We start from the raw sequence: 18,627 nt of genomic DNA, 5'->3' as shown, positions 1-18,627 counted from the left end.
ATGCACAAAAGTCATACCCGAAAATAGAGTATTTGCCCTTGAATATGGGGCCTGCGGTAAGATACCCACCGGCAAAATCCTATGAGCTATGAATTAAACACAGGGGTAACGAATGCTCGAGCAGAAAAACCAGGTTCAATTGACGCGCCGCACATTCATGTCGGGTGTAGCCGGATTGGGTCTGGCCAGCATCGGCGGCATGAGCGGGCTGATCACATCGCCCGCCGCCGCCGCAAGCGAGGGGACACCGAAGAAAGGCGGTTTGCTCAAGCTTGGCATTGGCGGCGGCAGCACCACCGATAATTTCGATCCGCGTCTTCTGAAGGATTGGGTGCCGGTCAATCAGGCCTACATGCTGATGAACGGCCTTGTGGAAATCGACGCCAACAACAAGGCGGTGCCTGAGCTCTTCGAAAGCTGGGAACCTTCGGCAGATGCCAAGGAATGGACGTTCAAGGTCCGCCAAGGCGTGACCTTCCACAATGGCAAGACGCTCGATGCCGACGATATCCTCTATTCGATCAACCTGCATCGCGGTGAAACCTCGTCCGGTGCACGGTCGCTTGCATCGGAGTTCACCGACGTTGCCAAGGTCGATGCCGGTACGATCAGGATCACGCTCAAGAGCGGTAACGCCGATCTTCCTTATGTCCTTTCGGACTACCATTTCCTCGTCGTCCCGAAGGATTGGACCGATTTCAACAAGCCTGTCGGCACCGGCCCCTTTGTCTATGAAAGCTTCCAGCCGGGCGTCCGTGCCCGCTTCAAGCGCAACGAAAGCTACTGGAAGCCGAATACGGCATGGGTCGATGCGGTCGAAGTCATCGTCATCAACGATGTGTCTGCCCGCACGAATGCGATGATGTCCGGCCAGGTCCATGCGATCAACCAGCTCGACTTCAAGACCGTCGATCTTTTGAAACGCAATCCGAACCTCAACATCGTCCAATCGGCCGGCGGCCAGCATTTCTCCTTCCTGATGGATTGCACGCAGGCGCCGTTTACCGACAACAACATCCGGCTTGCCCTGAAATATGCGATCGATCGCGAGCAGCTCCTGAAAACGGCTCTGCGCGGCTATGGTCGCCTCGGCAACGACAATCCGATCCCAAGCACGGATCCGTACTTCGATGCCGCTCTGCCGCAGCGCGCCTATGATCCGGAAAAGGCCAAGTACTATCTGAAACAGGCCGGCATGAGCTCCCTCAAGATCCAGCTTTCTGCGTCTGATGCAGCCTTTACCGGCGCCGTCGACGCTGCGGCCATCGTCCGCACGGCTGCCGCCAAGACCGGGATCGAGATCGGCATCAAGCGCGAACCGGCAGACGGTTATTGGGACAATGTCTGGATGAAGGCGCCCTTCTGCATGTCCTATCGCGGCGGCCGCCCGACCACGGATCAGGCCTTGAGCGTCGCCTATGTCTCCAATGCATCGCAGAACGACACCCATTGGAAGAACGCCGATTTCGATGCCAAGCTGCTGGAAGCCCGCGCCATGCTTGATCCTGCAAAGCGCAAGGAAATCTATGCCGAACTGCAGGCTTCCCTCAGCAATGACGGCGGCGCGCTTATCCCGATGTTCGGCGATTATCTCGACGCCACCTCCAAGAAGCTGAAGGGTGTGACGACACACCCGATGTTCAATCTGATGGGTGCGCGCCTCGCTGAAAAAGTCTGGCTGGAAGCGTAAATGACTGTTCTAATCCTGAAGCGTGTGGGGCTCGGGCTCCTCACGCTGTTCCTGGTGTCGGCGTTGATTTTCGCCGGCACGCAGATCCTGCCCGGCGACGTGGCATCGGCCATCCTCGGCCAGAATGCGACACCTGAGGCACTCGCGACGCTGCGCGAAAGCCTCGGTCTCAATCAACCGCTTCTCACGCGTTACATCTCATGGCTGGCAGGCTTCCTGACCGGCGATCTCGGCACGTCGCTTGCCAACCAGCAGCCGGTGGCCGACCTGTTGTGGCCGCGCTTCTGGAACACCATGGCGCTGGCCGCCTTTGCCGGCATCATCAGCGTGCCGCTTGCCATTCTGCTTGGTCTCCTGACTGCGGTGAGGCGCGGCGGCATATTCGATCGCACCGTCAACATTATCGCGCTGGCCTTCGTGTCCCTGCCGGAATATTTCCTCGGCCTGCTGCTGATCCTGTTCCTGTCGATCCGTTTCAATTTGCTTCCGAGCCTGGCGGATACCTATGACGGAATGACCTTCTTCGAGTGGATACAGGCGACTGCGCTTCCCGCGCTGACACTGCTTCTCGTCACCGTCGCGCAGATGATGCGCATGACCCGCACGGCCGTGCTGTCGGTGATGGATCAGGCCTACGTCGAGACCGCATATCTGAAGGGCCTGCGGACCAAACGTGTGGTGGTCAGACATGCGCTTCCCAATGCGGCCGCGCCGATCGTCAATGTCGTGGCATTCAACATCGCCTACCTGATCACGGGCGTCGTGCTCGTCGAGGCGGTCTTCAACTACAACGGCCTTGGCCGTTTCATGGTCGATGCCGTTTCCAAGCGCGACTTGCCATTGGTACAGGCCGCAGCCCTGGTTTTCGGCGCGGCTTACGTCATTCTCAACATCATCGCGGATGTCGCTGCCATCGCGCTTAATCCGCGTCTGAGGCACTCCCGATAGAGCCATGAAGAAATCTCTCCCCTTCACGGCTTGGCTTGGCCTTGCCATTGTTACCATTGCAATCCTTCTCTTCCTGTTCGGACCGATGATTGCGCCTCACGGCCAGGAGGAAATCGTCGGCGCGCCGTTCGATCCTCCGTCCGCAGACTTCCTGTTCGGCCTCGACCAGAACGGTCGCGACATGCTTTCACGGCTGCTCTATGGCGCGCAGATGTCCATTGGGGTGTCGCTCGCCGCATCGCTGCTCTCGTTCGGCATCGGCGTGCCGCTCGGCTTCCTTGCCGCCATTTTCGGTGGCTGGGTCGACACCATCCTGTCGCGTATCGTCGATACCGTCATGTGCATTCCGGTGCTGATATCGGCACTCGTTGTCCTGCAGGCGCTTGGCTCGTCGCTGCCGGTGTTGATCATCACCATCGCGGTGCTCGATTCCACCCGCGTTTTCCGCCTGGCTCGGATCGTCGCACAAGGGGTCAATGTGCTGGAATATGCCGAAACCGCCCGTCTTCGCGGCGAGGGCCTCGGCTGGCTGATCTGGCGCGAGATCCTGCCGAACACCCTGCCGCCGCTGATCGCCGAGTTCGGATTGCGTTTCTGTTTCACCTTCCTGTTCGTCGCCGGCCTGTCGTTTCTGGGCCTCGGTATCCAGCCGCCATTTGCCGACTGGGGCGGCATGGTCAAGGATAACCAGCAGGCGATCCTCTATGGCCTTTACGCACCCCTCTATCCGGCTGCCGCCATTGCGATCCTGACGGTCGGCATCAACCTCGTCGTCGATTGGCTTCTCGGCGGACGTGCAACGACGCAAGGGGCGGATAGATGAGCAACGATCTCGTACTCAAGATGACAGGCCTTGTGGTCAAGGCGCCGACGGGTGCAACGCTTGTCGATCACGTCGATGTCGAACTGCAGCGCGGCCAGGTGCTGGGGCTGATCGGCGAGTCCGGGGCCGGCAAGTCCACCATCGGGCTTGCGGCAATGGGCTATGGCCGCGGCGGCTGCAAGATTACCGAGGGGCTCATCGTCGTCGATGGCATCTCGTTGATGGAGGGAACGCGGGAGACCCGCGAGGCCATTCGCGGCGCCCGTATCGCCTATGTCGCGCAAAGTGCGGCCGCCTCCTTCAACCCGGCGCACCGCATCGGCCAGCAGATCATGGAGGGGCCGCTCTATCACGGCCTGATGTCGAAGGCGGAAGCCAAGGCCTGGATGCTGGAACTGCTGCATGCGCTGCAGCTTCCCGATCCCGAAACCTTCGCCAACCGCTACCCGCACCAGGTTTCCGGCGGACAGCTTCAGCGTGCGATGGTCGCTATGGCCATGTCCTGCCGTCCCGACATTCTGGTGCTCGACGAGCCAACGACCGCGCTTGACGTGACGACGCAGATCGAGGTGCTGGCGCTCCTGCGCAGCCTGATCCAGCGCTATCGCACGGCGGCACTCTACATCACCCATGATCTCGCTGTCGTCGCCCAAATCGCTGATCGCATCATGGTTCTGCGTCACGGCAAGATGGTCGAACTCGGCTCCGCCGAAGACGTATTGGAAGCGCCCAAGCAGGATTATACCCGCCGCCTCGTTGCCGAACGCGAGGCAAGCATCGCCGGAGAACAGGCCGAACTGAAGACCGGCGATATGCTGCTCGAAGTGAAGAATGCGACGGCCTATTATGGCAAGAAGCTGGTGCTGAGCGATGTGAACTGCCATGTTCGCCGCGGCGAGACACTTGCGATCGTCGGCGAGTCCGGTTCCGGCAAATCGACGCTTGCCCGCATCATTGCCGGCCTGCCTCCGCATTCGAGCGGAATCATCACGCTTGGCGGTCAACGCCTGCCCGGCAGCTACAAGCAACGCTCGCGCGAAGAGCTTCGTCGCATCCAGCTTGTCTATCAGCTTCCCGACGTAGCGCTCAACCCGCGACAGACGGTCGGAGAAATCATCGGGCGTCCGATGAAGTTCTATTTCGGGATGACGGAAGATCAGCGCAAAGCTGAGATCGCCCGTCTCCTCGAGCTGATCGGGCTGCCGACGGATTTTGCCGGTCGCCTGCCCGGAGCCCTATCCGGCGGACAGAAACAGCGTGTCTGCATTGCCCGTGCGCTGGCCGCCAAGCCCGACCTCATCATCTGCGACGAAGTCACCTCGGCGCTCGATCCGCTGGTCGCGGAGGAAATCCTGAAGCTTCTGCGCGAGCTGCAGGACGAGCTCAGCGTCTCCTATCTCTTTATCACCCATGATCTTGGCGTCGTGCGGCGTCTCGCCGACCGCACCATGGTCATGCAAAAGGGCAGGGTGGTTGAAACCGGCACGACGAAGGCCATTTTCGAACCGCCTTACGAAGCCTATACGAAACAGCTCATTACATCAGTTCCGGAGCTGCGCCGCGATTGGCTCGACGATATTCTGAAAGCGCGCGTCGCTGGCTAGCTGGCGGGCGCGGCACAAATGCCGCAGCATAATTCTTGCATTCAAATCCATTGGAACCGACCATGACCGTAAACGTCACAGAGCATTTGTGGATCACCATGAAGGACGGTACGCGCCTCGGCGCACGTCTTTGGCTGCCGGAAGGTGCCGATAAGACGCCGTTGCCGGCCGTGCTTGAATATATCCCTTATCGCAAGCGCGACGGCACGCGTGGTCGCGACGAGCCGATGCATGGCTATTTCGCCGAGAACGGCTATGCGGCTATCCGCGTCGACATGCGTGGCACCGGCGAATCCGACGGACACATGGCCGACGAATATATCCAGCAGGAGCAGGACGATGCGCTGGAAGTCATCGCCTGGATCGCTGAACAGCCCTGGTGCGACGGCAATGTCGGCATGATGGGCAAGAGCTGGGGCGGGTTCAACGGCCTTCAGGTCGCCGCATGCCGTCCGCCGGCGCTCAAAGCGATCATCACCGCCTATTCGACCGACAACCGCTTTACCGACGACATCCACTACATGGGCGGCCTGCTGCTCAACGACAATCTGTGGTGGGGTACGATCATGCTCGCCTACCAGTCGCGGCCGCTCGATCCTGAGATCGTCGGCGCCGGATGGCGCGATGCCTGGATCGAGCGCCTGGAGCGCCTGCCGTTCTTCCCGGCGCTGTGGCTCGAACATCAGCACTACGACGAATACTGGAAGCATGGCTCGATCTGCGAGGACTGGTCGGCGACCCAGTGCCCGATTCTCGCAATCGGCGCCTGGAGCGACAGCTACACGAATGCCGTGCCGCGGCTTCTCGAAGGCTTGCAGGTTCCCTCCCGCGGCATCATCGGACCGTGGGGCCACATCTATCCGCAGGACGGCGTACCGGGTCCGGCAATCGGCTTCCTCCAGGAAGCGGTCCGCTGGTGGGATCAGTGGCTGAAGGGCAGGGACACCGGTGTCATGGACGAGCCGAAGCTGCGCGCCTATCTCTGCGACACGATCGAGCCGACCGGTACACGCACCTTCACGAACGGTCGCTGGGTCGGTGAGGCGGAATGGCCGTCGAAGTCGATTGCGTCGAAAACCTTCGCACTCGGCGCTGACTATTCCCTGGGCAAGTCAGAGGCAGCTTCCGCTTTGCTCGCGATTTCGTCCCCCAACAGCCATGGCAAGGCCGGTGGTGAATGGATGGGTACGGGCTGCGTCGGCGAACATCCGACGGACCAGCGTCTCGACGATGGTGGTTCGCTCAACTTCGATACGGCTGTCCTTGCCGAGGATCTCGATATTCTCGGCGCTCCGATCGCGCGGCTGCGCTTCAGCGTCGACCAGCCAGTCGCTCAGGTGTCGCTGCGTCTGAGCGATATTCTTCCAGACGGCCGCGCGACGCGCGTCAGCTATCAGGTTTTCAACCTCAACCACATTCATGGCCACGACAGGCCGGAATTGCTGGTGCCTGGCAAGACCTATGAGATCGCGATCAAGCTCAACGATTGCGGCTACAGCTTCAAGAAGGGCCACCGCATCCGGCTTTCGGTTGCCACTGGCTACTGGCCGATGGTCTGGCCGTCGCCGAAGCGCGTCACGTTCACGCTCGATACGGGCGCCTCGGCTCTCGATCTGCCTGTTCGCCCGCAGTCGGGCAACAAGGATGAAGTCGCATTCGACAGGCCGGCCCATGGCCCAGCGACGCCGATCACCCAGCTCGATCCCGGCAGTGTGCGCCGCTGGAGCGAACAGGACCACGTGACGGGCGAAACGCTTTACGTGACGGAAGGCATCGGCGGTCTGTTTGGCGAAGGCGTACTGCGCTTCGACGACATCGGCACCGAGCTGAGCCACAGCCTGAAGCGCGAACTGCGCGTGCGCGACGATGACCCGCTTTCCGCCTCTTATGTTCTGACCCAGCAGTATCGCATGGGACGCGAAGGCTGGATGGTCGATATCGACAGCACGACCAGCATGCGCTCGGACGCGGAGAATTTTCATATCTCCGGCGTGCTGACCGCGAAGGAGAATGGCGCGGTCGTCAAGACCCGCGAATGGAAACAAACCATCCCACGCGATCATCTCTAATCGTCAGCCATCGAAAGCCACTCCAATGCTCAGCCTGGAGTGGCTTTCATTATCATGACTTGGATTGATGCATCAGGTTATGCACTCGTAAATTGCTGTTGGTAGCGCAAGGCTCTGATTCAAGCTTCTGCAGGGAGCTGCGGACGGGTCAGCGCTGCAACGAGTTGACAGAATTCGAGTGGTCGGTGGTCAAGCGGGTGTTATCGACCAACGCCGCGCGCGGCTCTTGAGCCAACATCGAGCCGATGCCCGGCCGCAAACGCTGCCCGCCGTTCAGCGCCTTCCTCTATCGCCCTACTGCAAACTTGGCGAACGCTTCTTCGGCGAACTCAAGCATTTCCGTTCCTCGCCACCTGCTTCGGAAAGTACGGCGAAAACCATATCGCTCCCGTCAAACGTGCTTCAGCCAAAATCTGGTTGTGCTTTATGAGCCGGTGACCTAGAAAGGCTTCGCGGACGCTCGGAGAGGCGTTCAGGCAGGAGCCCGACATGATTAAGATGAGCGTTTACTATCCGGCCGATGGCGGCTCCAAGTTCGATCACGACTACTACCGCACCCATCACCTGCCGCTGATCCAGCAGCGGCTCGGCGATGCCTGCCTGCGCTACGAGATCGAGAAAGGCCTCGTGGGTCGCGAACCTGGAAGCGCGCCGGAGTTCGTCGCGGCGTGCCACGTCTACTCGCCGAGCCTGGAGACGTTCCAGGCGGCGTTCGGCCCCCACCGCGCGGAGATCGTCGCGGATGTCGCCAACTATACGGACATCGTGCCCATCGTGCAGTTCAGCGAAATCGTTGGAGTGTAGAGGGCCTCAGCGCGTCAGGTGTAGCCGTTGAACCTTCCGGGATCGGCGTGGTGCTGGCGCACCTGACCCATGGTGACGCAGCCGGTGTCGGACCGGTCGACGGTCGGGAACAGGTCGTTGCTGTCGAAGCAAAAGCGACCTTGCACTCGTGAAACTCGCTTCAGCCACAAAACCGCCGCCTCGTGGCCGGCGGATCGTCGCGCTATTGCCCCATAGAAAACATTTGACGGTCGCATTGTCGACAGATCGTTCCTCAACCCTGGCCAACGGCAAAATCAACGCCCTATGCCGCCATTTGCTCTACCCCGTTAAAGAGGTGTTTCACCAGCACTATCGAAGAGGAATTGAGATGATCAATCGCTATATCCCCGTCGCATCGCTAACAGTTGCGGCCTTGAGCCTGATGTTTATCAGCAACTCGGCTTTTGCACAGCAAGCAACGCAAGACAAGCAACCAAATCAAGTTCAAACAGGTAGCGTTGCCACGGCTGCATCTGTCAGCGATCAAAAAATCGATGCTTTTACAGTTGCCTATCTCAAGGTGGACAAGATCAAGCAGGACTATTCAGCCAAGATAGGAGCAACAGCCGATCCCACCGCAAAGCAACAGCTGCAAGCCGAGGCAAGTAAGCAAATGGTGCAGGCTGTTCAGACGTCACCGGACATGTCGGTAGACGAATACAACGCTATCCTAGCTGCCGCAAAGAAGGATCCGGCGCTCGTTAAGAAGGTTCAGGACAAAATTCAGAAAACTGCGCCCGCACAGCAGTAAGCGGAACGACCGTCGAACAAATGGTCACATATAGCTGCGCCAAGTCCCGCAATCCTGGCGCAGCGCCAACCGCAGTTTCATTGCAATACCAGTGGGTCGGTTTGATGAGTGGCGCCGCTAACCCTTGATCCCGGCTGACAACATGATGGCGCGTGTGATCTGCCTTTGGAAGAGAAGGTACAGAATGGCGACGGGAAGACCGGCCAGAACCGCTGCCGCCATGTCCTTGGCGAAGCGCACGCCGAAGACGTCCTTCACCTGGGTGATACCGACAGGAATGGTGATTGTGGCGTCCGACGTCGCAACCAGGAACGGCCAGAGGAAATTGTTCCATGCCGCGATGAAAGTCGTGATGCCCAGTGCGGTCATGACACCCCAGTTCATCGGCACATAGATCTTCCAAAGCGTCGTCAAATGCCCGGCATTGTCGAGCATCGCCGCCTCGCGAAACTCCTTCGGGATCTGGTCGAAGAACTGTTTGAGAATGATGATCACGGATGGGACGACCAACTGCGGCAGCACGATGCCGCCCCAGCTGTTGATGAGACCGAAAGTGTTCATCAACACGAAATGATTGATGATGAGCGCTTCAGCCGGCACCATCACCGAGGCGATCAGTGCGCCATAGATCAGGCGCCGTCCGGGAAACTGAATCTGGCTGAGCGCATAAGCGCAGCAAACGCTTATCGCCAGCACCACGATCGCGATGATCGCCGATGTGCCGACCGAGTTGATATACCATTGCACGATGCTCGAATGCGCGATCACATAGCGATAGGGCTCAAGCGTCGGCGCCGAGGGAAGGAGCGAGGTGGTTCGGCTCACCACTTCGGTATCGGATTTGAGCGAGGTTACGATCGCCCAGTAAAGGGGAAAAAACCAGATCAGCGCTCCGAGAAGGGTCAGCGCTGTAAGCCCGCGGCTCACCCATTTGCCCGAGGCAACGCTTCTGGTCGCTATTGTCAGGCCTGCCTGCTGATCAATCATCGAAACGCTCATTTTTCGCCTCGCGCACGCAGGAACTGATATTGCAGGACGGAGGCAATCAGGATGATGACGAACAGGATGGTGGCGACCGCTGCGCCTTCTCCGCCCTTGTTCTGTTTGAAGGCGAGGTCGTAGATGACTGTCATGACCACGGATTGCGCATCGGCCGGCGTATGAGCGAAGTAGCCCAGCAGGTAGGGCTGTGCAAAGATCTTGAACTGCGCAATCAGCTGCAGCGTCAGCACCAATGCGGTCACCGGCCAGATCAGCGGCCAGGTAATTTTCGAAAACACCCTCCAGCGGCTGGCATTGTCGAGTGCAGCAGCCTCATAGACATCGGGCGAGATGCTGCGCAGCGCGGCAAGAAACAGCAGGATGTTGAAGCCGATTGTCCACCAGATGGTGACGACAGCGACCGAGGGCATGAAATACGAGGGAGCGCGCAGCACCGGTAGCGGCCGGCCACCGGTAAACAGACCGATAAGGTTCTGGAGCACGCCATATTGCATGTTTGCAATCCAGGTCCAGATCTGCGTCACGACGGAAACCGGCAGGATCGACGGAAGAAAAAAGCATGCCAGGACCAGCATCTGTATGCGCCCGCTCAAGCGGCTGACGCCCATCGCGATGACAAGCGCGAGGAGCGTACCCGGGACGACGGTCAGGACTATGAAATACAGCGTGTTCAGAAGCGCTTTTTGCAGTTGCGGGGACGACAATTGGCGCACGTAATTATCGAGACCGACCCATTCGCCGGGACCGATCAGCGGCGCATTGGTCAGGCTCATCGCCACCATCCGCCATGTCGGATAGGCAAAGATGATCAGAAAGGTAATGACCGCAGGCGCAACCAGCAGCGCTGCGATCATGTTGTCCTTCTTCCTGTTGCTGACTGCGGCCATCTGTTACCTGCCTCGGTTTGCGATCCCGGGGCTTGCTCCAGCCCCGGGACTGTTGACGTGAGATATCACTGAGAGTTCATGTGATCGCGGAACTTCTCAAGTGTTTCCTTGGCATCTCCCTCGCCGTTCAGCGGGCCGGACGCCATGTTCTGCCAGTCATCGTCGAATTTGGATGCGGCACCGGTGAGCGGCGTTTTCGGCATGTAGAAGGCGTTGAGCGCCATGGCCGCATAGTCCGCTTGCGGCTTGAGGGCCTTGTAGGCATCAGACGTGCTGACGGGCAGATAAGCCGGAATATGACCGGCTGCGGCCCATTCCAGGGAGTTCACATTCATCCAATGGATGACTTCGAGCACCGCGGCGCGCTTCTCCGGCGTCATCTTCACCCCGACATTGTTGGGGATCACGAAGGAATGCGAGTCCGACCAGTTGGCGGGCTTGCCCATCCAGGCCGGGATGTTGACCATACCGTAATCGAAACCGTTGCCCTTGGCCTTTTCGGTTTCCATGGTCGGCAGTTCCCAGTTGCCGTTGAGGAAGAAGGCGGATTGCCCGGCGAGGAAGGTAGGGGTGATGGTTTCGGAATCGATATAGGGTTGCGCCCAACCTTGCTTCACCCAATCGGCAACCTCGTTGTAGGCCTTCTCCATCTTGCCGAGATTGTTCCCTTGCAGGAACTTGCCATTGGCGGTCAACTCGCCGCCGAGCTGGCCAAACAGCGTGTAGATATCGCGCAGGTCGCCGTTGGACGAGGCGATGACGACGCCGTTCTTGCCGGCCGTCTTGGCCTTGGCGAGCAGCGCACGCCAGCCATCCAGCGTGTCGATACCGGTGGGTTTGCCGTCAGACCCCAAGACGCCGAGCTCCTTGAGCACATTCTTGTTGTAGTAAAGCACCTCGCCATGCACGTCGAACGGAACGGCATAGCGGACCTTGTCGACCGTCGAAGCGGCGATTGCGTTCGGCGGATAGTCACTATCCTTCAAGCCGACAGCTTCTAGTTCCTTCGGATCGATTGGCGAGACGGTCTTGGCGGTCACCGCACCCGCTAGACGCGACAGGTGGTAGGTCGCGATGTCGGGTCCCTGACCGACGGCCGCCGATGTCTGCAGCTTGGTGTAATAGGGAACGCCCCATTCCAGGGTGGTCCCCTTGATCTCGATCTTGTCCTTGTGCTCTTCGTTGAAGCGCTGGATTAGCGCCTTCATACGCACGCCGTCGCCTCCCGACAGAAAGTCCCACCAGACGACATTTTCGACTGCGAATGCCGGAAAGGCAGTCATGACGGCTATCGCCGCGATCGATGCTTTCAATAGATTACGCATTTTCACTCCTCCAGGCTGATCGGTTTTCCTGCCGGGGCCACCGCGAACGGAAGGCCTTCATGTCTTGCGCCACAGCCTAGCTGGCTGCGTGGTATCCTTTGCCCATGCTGTCAAACAGCGCCGCCTTCGCACCTTCGGCGGCAAAGGCGATTTCCGCTCCATTGCGCACCGTTGTGACGGGCGCGTCGACGCCGATGATCCGCGTGCCATCGCTTAGTTCGGCATGGATGAGCGAGCGGTCGCCCATCTGTTCGACGGTGACGACCCGACCTTTCACCTGGCCATCAGGAGCGACCGTCAAATTCTCCGGCCGGACGCCAAGTGTGAGGTTATCGGTTGGCAGGCCATCGAAGCGAATGGCGGTGTGCAGCCTTGTGCCGGCGGTCGTGACGGCAATCGCGCCGCCCGGAGCGTCCTCGATTTTGGCGACCGGCAAGAAATTCATTGGCGGCGAGCCGACAAATTGCGCGACGTAGCGCGTGCTTGGCCGGGAATAAATCTCCATGGGCGCGCCCACTTGCTCGACCCTTCCCTTGTTGAGAAGGACAATCCGGGTCGCAAGGGTCATTGCCTCGATCTGGTCATGGGTCACAAAAACCATCGTGGCGCCAAGACGTTCGTGTAACTGGGCCAGTTCGAAACGGGTGCGTGTGCGCAAGCCGGCATCCAGGTTCGATAAGGGTTCGTCGAAAAGAAAGACATCGGGTTCGCGCACAATAGCGCGACCGATCGCAACGCGCTGACGCTGGCCACCGGATAGCTGGGCCGGCTTTCGCTCGAGGAGATGTTCCATCTCCAGCATTTTGGCCGCAGCCGAAATCCGGGTTTCGATCTCGGCTTTCGGCGTGCGAATATTGACCAGCCCGAAGGCAAGGTTTTCCCGAACACTCATATGCGGATAGAGCGCATAGGACTGGAACACCATGGATACGCCGCGCTGGCCAGGTGTCAGCTGATCGACGCGACGCCCACCGATCCAGATCTCGCCGCCGGAAATCGTCTCCAGCCCGGCGATCATCCGCAGGAGCGTGGACTTGCCGCAGCCGGAGGCACCAAGGAAAACGATGAACTCGCCGCGCTCTATGCCGAGCGAGATGTCGTTGAGCACCTCCACCGCGCCAAAACTCTTGGAAACGCCGCGGATGCTCACGCCTGCAACTGTGTTGGCCACCTAAACCTCCTCCCGGTCATACGCGGCGATTGATTTTACTGGGGCCGCCTATCCGACCGCAGTCTCGATGACACAATCGAGCAAGGTCGCGGCGACCGGATCGGCGCCGGGAGCCTCACGCATCAGACCGAAGGTCGTTGCCACGATGCGACCGACGCCGACCCTGCGTTCGGCGATCGTTGCGCAGGGCTTGTGGATCCAGCCTGCCATCGTGCCGGCATGAACCAGCCCGTCGAAATGGATCGGCCTGAATCCGGTAATGACGCGGTTGGGATTGACGCCGACAAAAGAGAGGTCGTTGAGCGGGCCGCCGGGCAGGCGATCGAATACGCCGGTGCGTTTCACCCAGCTAAAGCCGGTCACCCAATTGCCTTTCCAGATCGTGCCATTGCGCTCTGTTACGCGCATCTGAGGCATGGCCTGCCCTCGATCGCCTCCGGTCGGATAGTTCCAATTCGGTTGATCATTGCGCAGATTGCCAAAGGGCAGGGGTGCCGCGTCGGCAAGCGTCACGTAGCGGGCACCATGCTCCATGGCGTCGATATCGGCCTGGCTGAGCGTCGATACCACCCGCACATCCGCTTTGTCTGCATTGACCAGCTGGTAGCCAAGACCCGCCAGATAGCGTTCGATTTCCGGCTCTGCCGAGAAGACGGATAGTGTTGGCTTAGCCCGGGCGGAGTAGACGCTGATATCGACGCTGTTGCGCGCGATCTCCTTGCCTGCGACCGCGAGTGAGAACTGGACGCTCGTCCGCTTTCCGGTCATGTCTGCCGCAAAGGACAATGCCAGTGCCGGCAGGCGATGCACCGTGGTCGCATCCTGCGCTGGGACTGCCATCTTACCGGCTGCGGCACCGTCGATGCTCCAGGTTAATTCCGCCGCCGGCAGCACCTTGCCGCCACTCGAGATTTCGAGCTCGACACTGGCAATACTGCCGGCCCAGACCGCATATCGCTGCATGCGCGGCACGATGACCACGTCGCCATTAATCTCATGGAAGCGATTGTGATAGGCGCGCGGATTGCGCTCCATGTCCATCAGGCCGTTCGCCTCCCAGTGCAGGTCGGTGAGCTCGGTGATGACATAGCCCTGGATCGAGGCATGACGGCGCATCTCTTCGATTTCAAACTTCAGCGCATTGAACTGATGCCACTGCGTATCCTCGATAAAGGAGCCGAAAGACGGAAAGACCTTGTCGAACTGATAGGTGCGGAAGCGCTGTTCGACTCCATGCGGATAGGTCGCGCCCTCGCTGTCCCATTCGAGACCGTTGATGAACCAGAACGGCTCCTCGTCATTCCGCTTCAGCTTTTCGGGATGCGGTAGCCCCCAGACACCGAATTCGGAGACGACGAGGGGCTCGTCGCCCCGCCGCGTCGCATCGCCGTTCGGCGAATAGGACCAGTTGGGTCGCTTGGCGAAGGCCGAAACCCAGTCGGCCCATTCGCGCGCCATTTCCGGCACCGAAGCATAGTAGTGGTAATCGTCGATGTCGGAAACGACATGGAAGTTCGGAACGCAGGCGGAATTGTCGACCACCAGTCGCGTCGGATCTTTTCTCTTCAGCCAATGATAGGCGTTGTGAAGCCACAAGCGCTGATCGGTGCTTTCGACGAGACGCGTCCCCCAATCTTCGTTGATGATGGTCCAGATCACGATGGAGGGGTGGTTGCCATCGCGGCGCAGGATACCTTCCATCGTATCGAGCAAACGCTGTGCCGACTTCTCGGTGAACGTCTGGATATTGGGGATTTCCGTCCAGACAAGCAGGCCAAAGCGATCGGCAACGTCATAATAGCGCGGGTCGGGAACCTTGATATGGCAGCGCAGGAGATTGAGGCCGAGCTCTTTCGATTTGCGTGCCTGGTCCTCCAGAAACTCCAGCGACGGCGGCGTGTAGATGCCTTCGGGATAGTAGTCTTGGTCGAGCGCACCGCGCATGTAGAATGGTTGGCCGTTCAGGAAGAATCTTCCGTCTCTCGCCTCGAAGGTTCGGAAGCCGAAATTCTCTGCGGCGACGTCGATGACGATGTCGCGCTGATGCAGTTCGACGACGGCACGATAAAGCGCGGGATCGTCGAGCGACCAGGCCTCGACCTTGGCAATATTCAGCTCGGCTGATGCGTGCGTCTCTGCATCAACTGCAAGCTCGGCGGATGCCGCTACCGTGCCTTTCCGGTCGAAAAGCGTCACGTGCATTGTGCCGGTGAAGGCCGCTGCCAGCTCGACGTCAACGGTCACATCTCCGGTCACGAGATCGGCGCGAATGCCCTGATGCGCGATATGCGCCTCGCAACGGCATTCAAGCCAGACAGACTGCCAGATGCCGCCCAACATGCCGTACCAACTCTGCTTGCCATGCGGAATTTCATCAAAGGGAAAATCGGGGAAGGCTTGTGCGTCGGCGCTCGGCAACGTCACACGCACATCCAGGTGCAATTCTTGTCCATGCATGTCGGCTGGAATGACGAATTCAAACGGCAAATAGCCGCCCTCATGCGACCCCAGCGGGCAACCATTGACGGATACTTCAGCGAAATAGTTCACTGCGCCGAAATGCACGATGACCTGGCGACCGAGCCAGTCTTGCGGCACGGTGACCAGGCGGGAATAGGTTGCAACACCCGCCGCGGCACGCAGATCGGTAAGATGGGCTTGCCAGGGCCCGGGGACAGGGATGGTCGTGCGCTCCCGCCCCTCCAGCTGAAAATCCCAAATCCCATCCAGTGACAGGCGCGAACGCGGCCCCGATTGGGTGTCGGTGAAACGGCGAGAGGCGATGGTCATGGGCCGCAAGCTTTCCAGTTGGATTTAGTCACAAAATAAGTTACATATAGGTTTCGTAACTTAAAAAATTAACATCCGCAAGAGCCGCCGCTTCACATTGTCCGCCAGATTTTCTAACGTGCGTGCCAGCTGTCCAAGAAAGAAACCGAGTGAACGACAAAACGACGAAACGACCAACAATGTCCGACATCGCCGCAAAGGTCGGCGTTTCGCATGCCACGGTTTCACTGGTATTGAATGCGGCGCCCGGCAAGCGCGTATCGGAGGAGATGCGCACGCGCGTTCTCACCGTTGCCGAGGAGCTGGGCTATCGCAAGAGCACGCCGGCCAATGGCCCGATCGGCGGAATCATCGTGCTTCTGATCGACGATCTGATGGCCTCGCATCACGCCGCACCGCTGATCGAGGGCGTGCGTGAAGCCGCCGAAGGGCAGGGGCTTGCGGCACTCACCGTCGTGACTGGCGGACAGGTCGAATTCGCGGAATCCATTCTCGATTACCTGGGCAGGCGTCAGATCGTTGGGGTGATTTATGCCACCCTGATCACCCAGTTGGCCCCGGTACTGCCCGCAAAACTCGGAAACTATCCGACGGTGCTTCTGAACTGCCATCAACAGCGGGCTGAGTTTTCCTCCATCATCCCGGGCGATCTTGCCGGCGGCTTTGCCGCCACGGAAGCGCTGATCAAGGCAGGGCATCGCCGGATCGCCATGATCGATGCGGGCAAGGATAGGCTTGAGGCAGCCCGTGATCGGTTGAGCGGCTACCGTCAGGCGCTGACCACCTATGACATCGCCGTTGATCCCGAGCTGATCGCCTCAGGCGCCTGGTCGCTCGATCTCGGCCGGGAGAAGATGCTGCATCTGCTCGACCTGCCGTCGCCGCCGACGGCAGTGTTTTGTTTTTCAGACCGCGTGGCGATGGGCGCCTATGATGCGATCAGACTGCGGGGTCTGAAAATCCCAGACGATATCTCGGTGGTTGGCTTCGACGACGACAGTCTTGCTCGAAAAATTCTGCCGCCGCTCACCACGCTAAAACTGCCGCACGAGGATATGGGGCAATGGGCAGTGGCCGAACTGCTGGAAAAGATCGCGCAACCCAAGAAACCGCCGGTGCGGCTGAAGATGGAGTGCCGGTTGATCCGACGCGATTCCATCGCGCCGCCGCGCTGAAAAGATAGGAACAGCCGTCCCTGTTTCTGCCAGCGCCGACAGTCAAAACTCGAGCGCTGTGTCGGCCGGAATTCCGGCACCCATGAATTTCCTCTGATGTCGCAATGTTCACAACCGGGTCGCCGGAAAATGCGCCCGTCGACGCGTGAGCCAGCCGTGCCGATTTGTTCACCATCCCGATCGCGATCAGCTTTCATCACGAAAATGAATCGATTGGCCAGAACCGATTCAGAACTCTCGTTGGACGATAAGGAATCCATTGGCGACTCTGATCGCCATGATCCGTCAACCCTACCATCTCTACACCGAACGAACCGAACCGGCGAAAAATATGGCCCGGTTCTATGCCTTGGAGATCTCTGAAACCTTGTTCGGCGAGGCCTGCCTGATAAGGCGCTGGGGGCGCATAGGCGCCTTTGGACAATGTATGATCCATCACTTCGAGCGTGAGGATGAGGCCGTGAAGCTGTTTCTCGACATCACCCGGAAAAAGAAAGCGCGCGGCTATCGGCCGAAGCCCATCCTCTCGCGTCCCTAACGCTCTTGCGAGCCGGAAGAGGGAAGGGCACGAGCCTTTCGGAATGCGCGCAAAAAAGACTGCCGAATTGAACCTACTCTGCCTGACAGGCTTCGTGGTCGGCCTGGTCCTTCAGACATAAGGCAGCCGTTGCCAGAAACCGAGTCACCGCCGGCCTCGTTGGCTCTCCAGCGGTCGCTATCGCCGTCTGCAGCCTCACGTCGAAATGTTCGATGCGTCGGAAAACCAGCTGAGAATGCGTGTTTCTGGTGAGCGATTCCGGCACAAAGGCGACGCCAAGACCGGACGCAGCCTGATCAAGCATGGCGTGCCAGCTGTTCTTTTCCTCGCGCAATTGCGGTTGGAAGCCGGCTTTTCCGCAAGCGGCCAGGATCGAATGATACATGAAAGCCCCTGTTGCTTCAGCGCAGACGATCAGCCGCTCCGACATGAGGTCGCCCAATCTAAGAATAGGCTTTTCCGCCAGCGCATGGTCGGCCGGAAGGGCCGCAACGATCGGCTCCTCACCCGCGGCCCGCATTACCAACTGCGCACCATGCAAGGGCGGATGAAGAAATGCTACATCGATCGACCCGGCAGCTAGCGCGACGGCCTGATCATTGGTCGGCAGATTTCGAAGGGTGACGTCCACGCCGGGATAAAGTGCCTTGTAGCGGCGGATAATGGTTGTCATCTGACCGGCCTGGGGCAGCTCGCAATAGCCGACGGCCAAGGCACCGGCATCGCCGCGCGCAGCATCCTGCGCTTCCTGCACCGCGCGATTAACATGGCTCAAGGCTGCCCCCAGCTCGCGCGCCAGGATCATGCCGGCCTCGGTTAGAACGACCTTGTGCGGCGACCGTCGCAGCAGGGTACATCCGATCGTCTGTTCCAGTTTCTTGATCTGATGCGACAGAGCGGGCTGGGTCAGATGAAGCCGCGCAGCGGCTTTACTGAAATGCAGCTCTTCGACCAGGACACAGAAGCTTTCGGCATATTTGAGCATGTCTGATGATAAAATTTATCTATTAAAAAACGCAAGAAAATAAA

Annotated in this window: 16 protein-coding genes; 9 read left to right on the top strand and 7 right to left on the bottom strand. The window is 59.5% G+C overall.

The genetic code is table 11. From position 1 onward, the window contains the following. Positions 1-112 precede the first annotated feature (112 nt). From GGD46_RS20635 to GGD46_RS20610, 6 genes are all read left to right on the top strand, one after another. The gene (locus GGD46_RS20635; protein ID WP_184707306.1) at positions 113-1,690 is read left to right on the top strand and encodes an ABC transporter substrate-binding protein; all 1,578 of its coding nucleotides are present in this window, start codon (positions 113-115) and stop codon (positions 1,688-1,690) included. Then, positions 1,691-2,638: an ABC transporter permease gene (locus GGD46_RS20630; protein WP_184707304.1), complete on the top strand. Its 948-nt coding sequence runs from the start codon at positions 1,691-1,693 to the stop codon at positions 2,636-2,638. It abuts the gene before it with no gap. A 4-nt stretch (positions 2,639-2,642) separates the two neighbouring features. Continuing rightward, positions 2,643-3,461 (top strand): ABC transporter permease, encoded by an 819-nt coding sequence (locus GGD46_RS20625; RefSeq protein ID WP_184707302.1) that lies wholly within the window; start codon positions 2,643-2,645, stop codon positions 3,459-3,461. Then, complete coding sequence (locus GGD46_RS20620; RefSeq protein WP_184707299.1) at positions 3,458-5,065, top strand: ABC transporter ATP-binding protein; 1,608 nt, start codon at positions 3,458-3,460, stop codon at positions 5,063-5,065. Before GGD46_RS20625 ends, GGD46_RS20620 begins: the two co-directional genes overlap by 4 nt. Positions 5,066-5,127: 62 nt before the next feature. After that, positions 5,128-7,134, top strand: a complete 2,007-nt coding sequence (locus GGD46_RS20615) for a CocE/NonD family hydrolase (protein WP_184707297.1) — start codon at positions 5,128-5,130, stop codon at positions 7,132-7,134. Positions 7,135-7,623: 489 nt separating this feature from the next. After that, positions 7,624-7,938, top strand: a complete 315-nt coding sequence (locus GGD46_RS20610) for an EthD family reductase (RefSeq protein ID WP_184707295.1) — start codon at positions 7,624-7,626, stop codon at positions 7,936-7,938. Positions 7,939-7,952: 14 nt separating this feature from the next. Here the strand turns inward: GGD46_RS20610 and GGD46_RS34265 are convergent, their stop codons facing one another. Then, positions 7,953-8,084, bottom strand: a complete 132-nt coding sequence (locus GGD46_RS34265; protein ID WP_281414694.1) for a hypothetical protein — start codon at positions 8,082-8,084, stop codon at positions 7,953-7,955. 203 nt (positions 8,085-8,287) lie between these two features. On the opposite strand from GGD46_RS34265, the gene GGD46_RS20605 reads away from it, so the two are divergent. Next, positions 8,288-8,710, top strand: coding sequence for a DUF4168 domain-containing protein (locus GGD46_RS20605; RefSeq protein ID WP_184707421.1), 423 nt, complete (start codon positions 8,288-8,290; stop codon positions 8,708-8,710). A gap of 117 nt (positions 8,711-8,827) precedes the next feature. Here GGD46_RS20605 and GGD46_RS20600 read toward each other — a convergent pair whose 3' ends face one another. From GGD46_RS20600 to GGD46_RS20580, 5 genes are all read right to left on the bottom strand, one after another. Then, positions 8,828-9,709 carry a carbohydrate ABC transporter permease gene (locus GGD46_RS20600; protein WP_246806407.1) on the bottom strand — a complete coding sequence of 294 codons (882 nt, stop codon included), beginning with the start codon at positions 9,707-9,709 and terminating at the stop codon, positions 8,828-8,830. After that, positions 9,706-10,599 (bottom strand): carbohydrate ABC transporter permease, encoded by an 894-nt coding sequence (locus GGD46_RS20595; protein WP_184707293.1) that lies wholly within the window; start codon positions 10,597-10,599, stop codon positions 9,706-9,708. The genes GGD46_RS20600 and GGD46_RS20595 overlap by 4 nt, the downstream gene beginning before the upstream one ends. Before the next feature lie 65 nt (positions 10,600-10,664). Beyond that, positions 10,665-11,924, bottom strand: a complete 1,260-nt coding sequence (locus tag GGD46_RS20590; RefSeq protein WP_184707291.1) for an extracellular solute-binding protein — start codon at positions 11,922-11,924, stop codon at positions 10,665-10,667. A gap of 76 nt (positions 11,925-12,000) precedes the next feature. Further along, the gene (locus tag GGD46_RS20585) at positions 12,001-13,095 is read right to left on the bottom strand and encodes an ABC transporter ATP-binding protein (RefSeq protein WP_184707289.1); all 1,095 of its coding nucleotides are present in this window, start codon (positions 13,093-13,095) and stop codon (positions 12,001-12,003) included. A 48-nt stretch (positions 13,096-13,143) separates the two neighbouring features. Continuing rightward, the gene (locus tag GGD46_RS20580; protein ID WP_184707287.1) at positions 13,144-15,885 is read right to left on the bottom strand and encodes a glycoside hydrolase family 2 protein; all 2,742 of its coding nucleotides are present in this window, start codon (positions 15,883-15,885) and stop codon (positions 13,144-13,146) included. A 179-nt stretch (positions 15,886-16,064) separates the two neighbouring features. Between GGD46_RS20580 and GGD46_RS20575 the strand changes: the two genes are divergently transcribed. Next, a complete protein-coding gene (locus GGD46_RS20575; RefSeq protein ID WP_184707285.1) occupies positions 16,065-17,060 on the top strand; it encodes a LacI family DNA-binding transcriptional regulator in 996 nt (331 codons plus the stop codon). Between the two features lie 259 nt (positions 17,061-17,319). Next, positions 17,320-17,598: a WGR domain-containing protein gene (locus GGD46_RS20570; RefSeq protein WP_246806406.1), complete on the top strand. Its 279-nt coding sequence runs from the start codon at positions 17,320-17,322 to the stop codon at positions 17,596-17,598. 73 nt (positions 17,599-17,671) lie between these two features. Here GGD46_RS20570 and GGD46_RS20565 read toward each other — a convergent pair whose 3' ends face one another. Beyond that, complete coding sequence (locus tag GGD46_RS20565) at positions 17,672-18,583, bottom strand: LysR family transcriptional regulator (RefSeq protein ID WP_184707283.1); 912 nt, start codon at positions 18,581-18,583, stop codon at positions 17,672-17,674. Positions 18,584-18,627 lie beyond the last annotated feature (44 nt).

The organism is Martinezella lusitana, assembly GCF_014207095.1.
GTDB classification, from domain to species: domain Bacteria; phylum Pseudomonadota; class Alphaproteobacteria; order Rhizobiales; family Rhizobiaceae; genus Rhizobium; species Rhizobium lusitanum_B.
Note: the sequence above shows the minus strand (reverse complement) of the source record. Positions and strands in the feature narration are given on the sequence as shown.

Coding starts and splice junctions, on each gene's coding strand:
- GGD46_RS20635 (WP_184707306.1), top strand. CDS start 113: ATGCTCGAGCAGAAAAACCAGGTTCAATTGACGCGCCGCACATTCATG.
- GGD46_RS20630 (WP_184707304.1), top strand. CDS start 1,691: ATGACTGTTCTAATCCTGAAGCGTGTGGGGCTCGGGCTCCTCACGCTG.
- GGD46_RS20625 (WP_184707302.1), top strand. CDS start 2,643: ATGAAGAAATCTCTCCCCTTCACGGCTTGGCTTGGCCTTGCCATTGTT.
- GGD46_RS20620 (WP_184707299.1), top strand. CDS start 3,458: ATGAGCAACGATCTCGTACTCAAGATGACAGGCCTTGTGGTCAAGGCG.
- GGD46_RS20615 (WP_184707297.1), top strand. CDS start 5,128: ATGACCGTAAACGTCACAGAGCATTTGTGGATCACCATGAAGGACGGT.
- GGD46_RS20610 (WP_184707295.1), top strand. CDS start 7,624: ATGATTAAGATGAGCGTTTACTATCCGGCCGATGGCGGCTCCAAGTTC.
- GGD46_RS20605 (WP_184707421.1), top strand. CDS start 8,288: ATGATCAATCGCTATATCCCCGTCGCATCGCTAACAGTTGCGGCCTTG.
- GGD46_RS20600 (WP_246806407.1), bottom strand. CDS start 9,709: ATGAGCGTTTCGATGATTGATCAGCAGGCAGGCCTGACAATAGCGACC.
- GGD46_RS20595 (WP_184707293.1), bottom strand. CDS start 10,599: ATGGCCGCAGTCAGCAACAGGAAGAAGGACAACATGATCGCAGCGCTG.
- GGD46_RS20590 (WP_184707291.1), bottom strand. CDS start 11,924: ATGCGTAATCTATTGAAAGCATCGATCGCGGCGATAGCCGTCATGACT.
- GGD46_RS20580 (WP_184707287.1), bottom strand. CDS start 15,885: ATGACCATCGCCTCTCGCCGTTTCACCGACACCCAATCGGGGCCGCGT.
- GGD46_RS20575 (WP_184707285.1), top strand. CDS start 16,065: ATGTCCGACATCGCCGCAAAGGTCGGCGTTTCGCATGCCACGGTTTCA.
- GGD46_RS20565 (WP_184707283.1), bottom strand. CDS start 18,583: ATGCTCAAATATGCCGAAAGCTTCTGTGTCCTGGTCGAAGAGCTGCAT.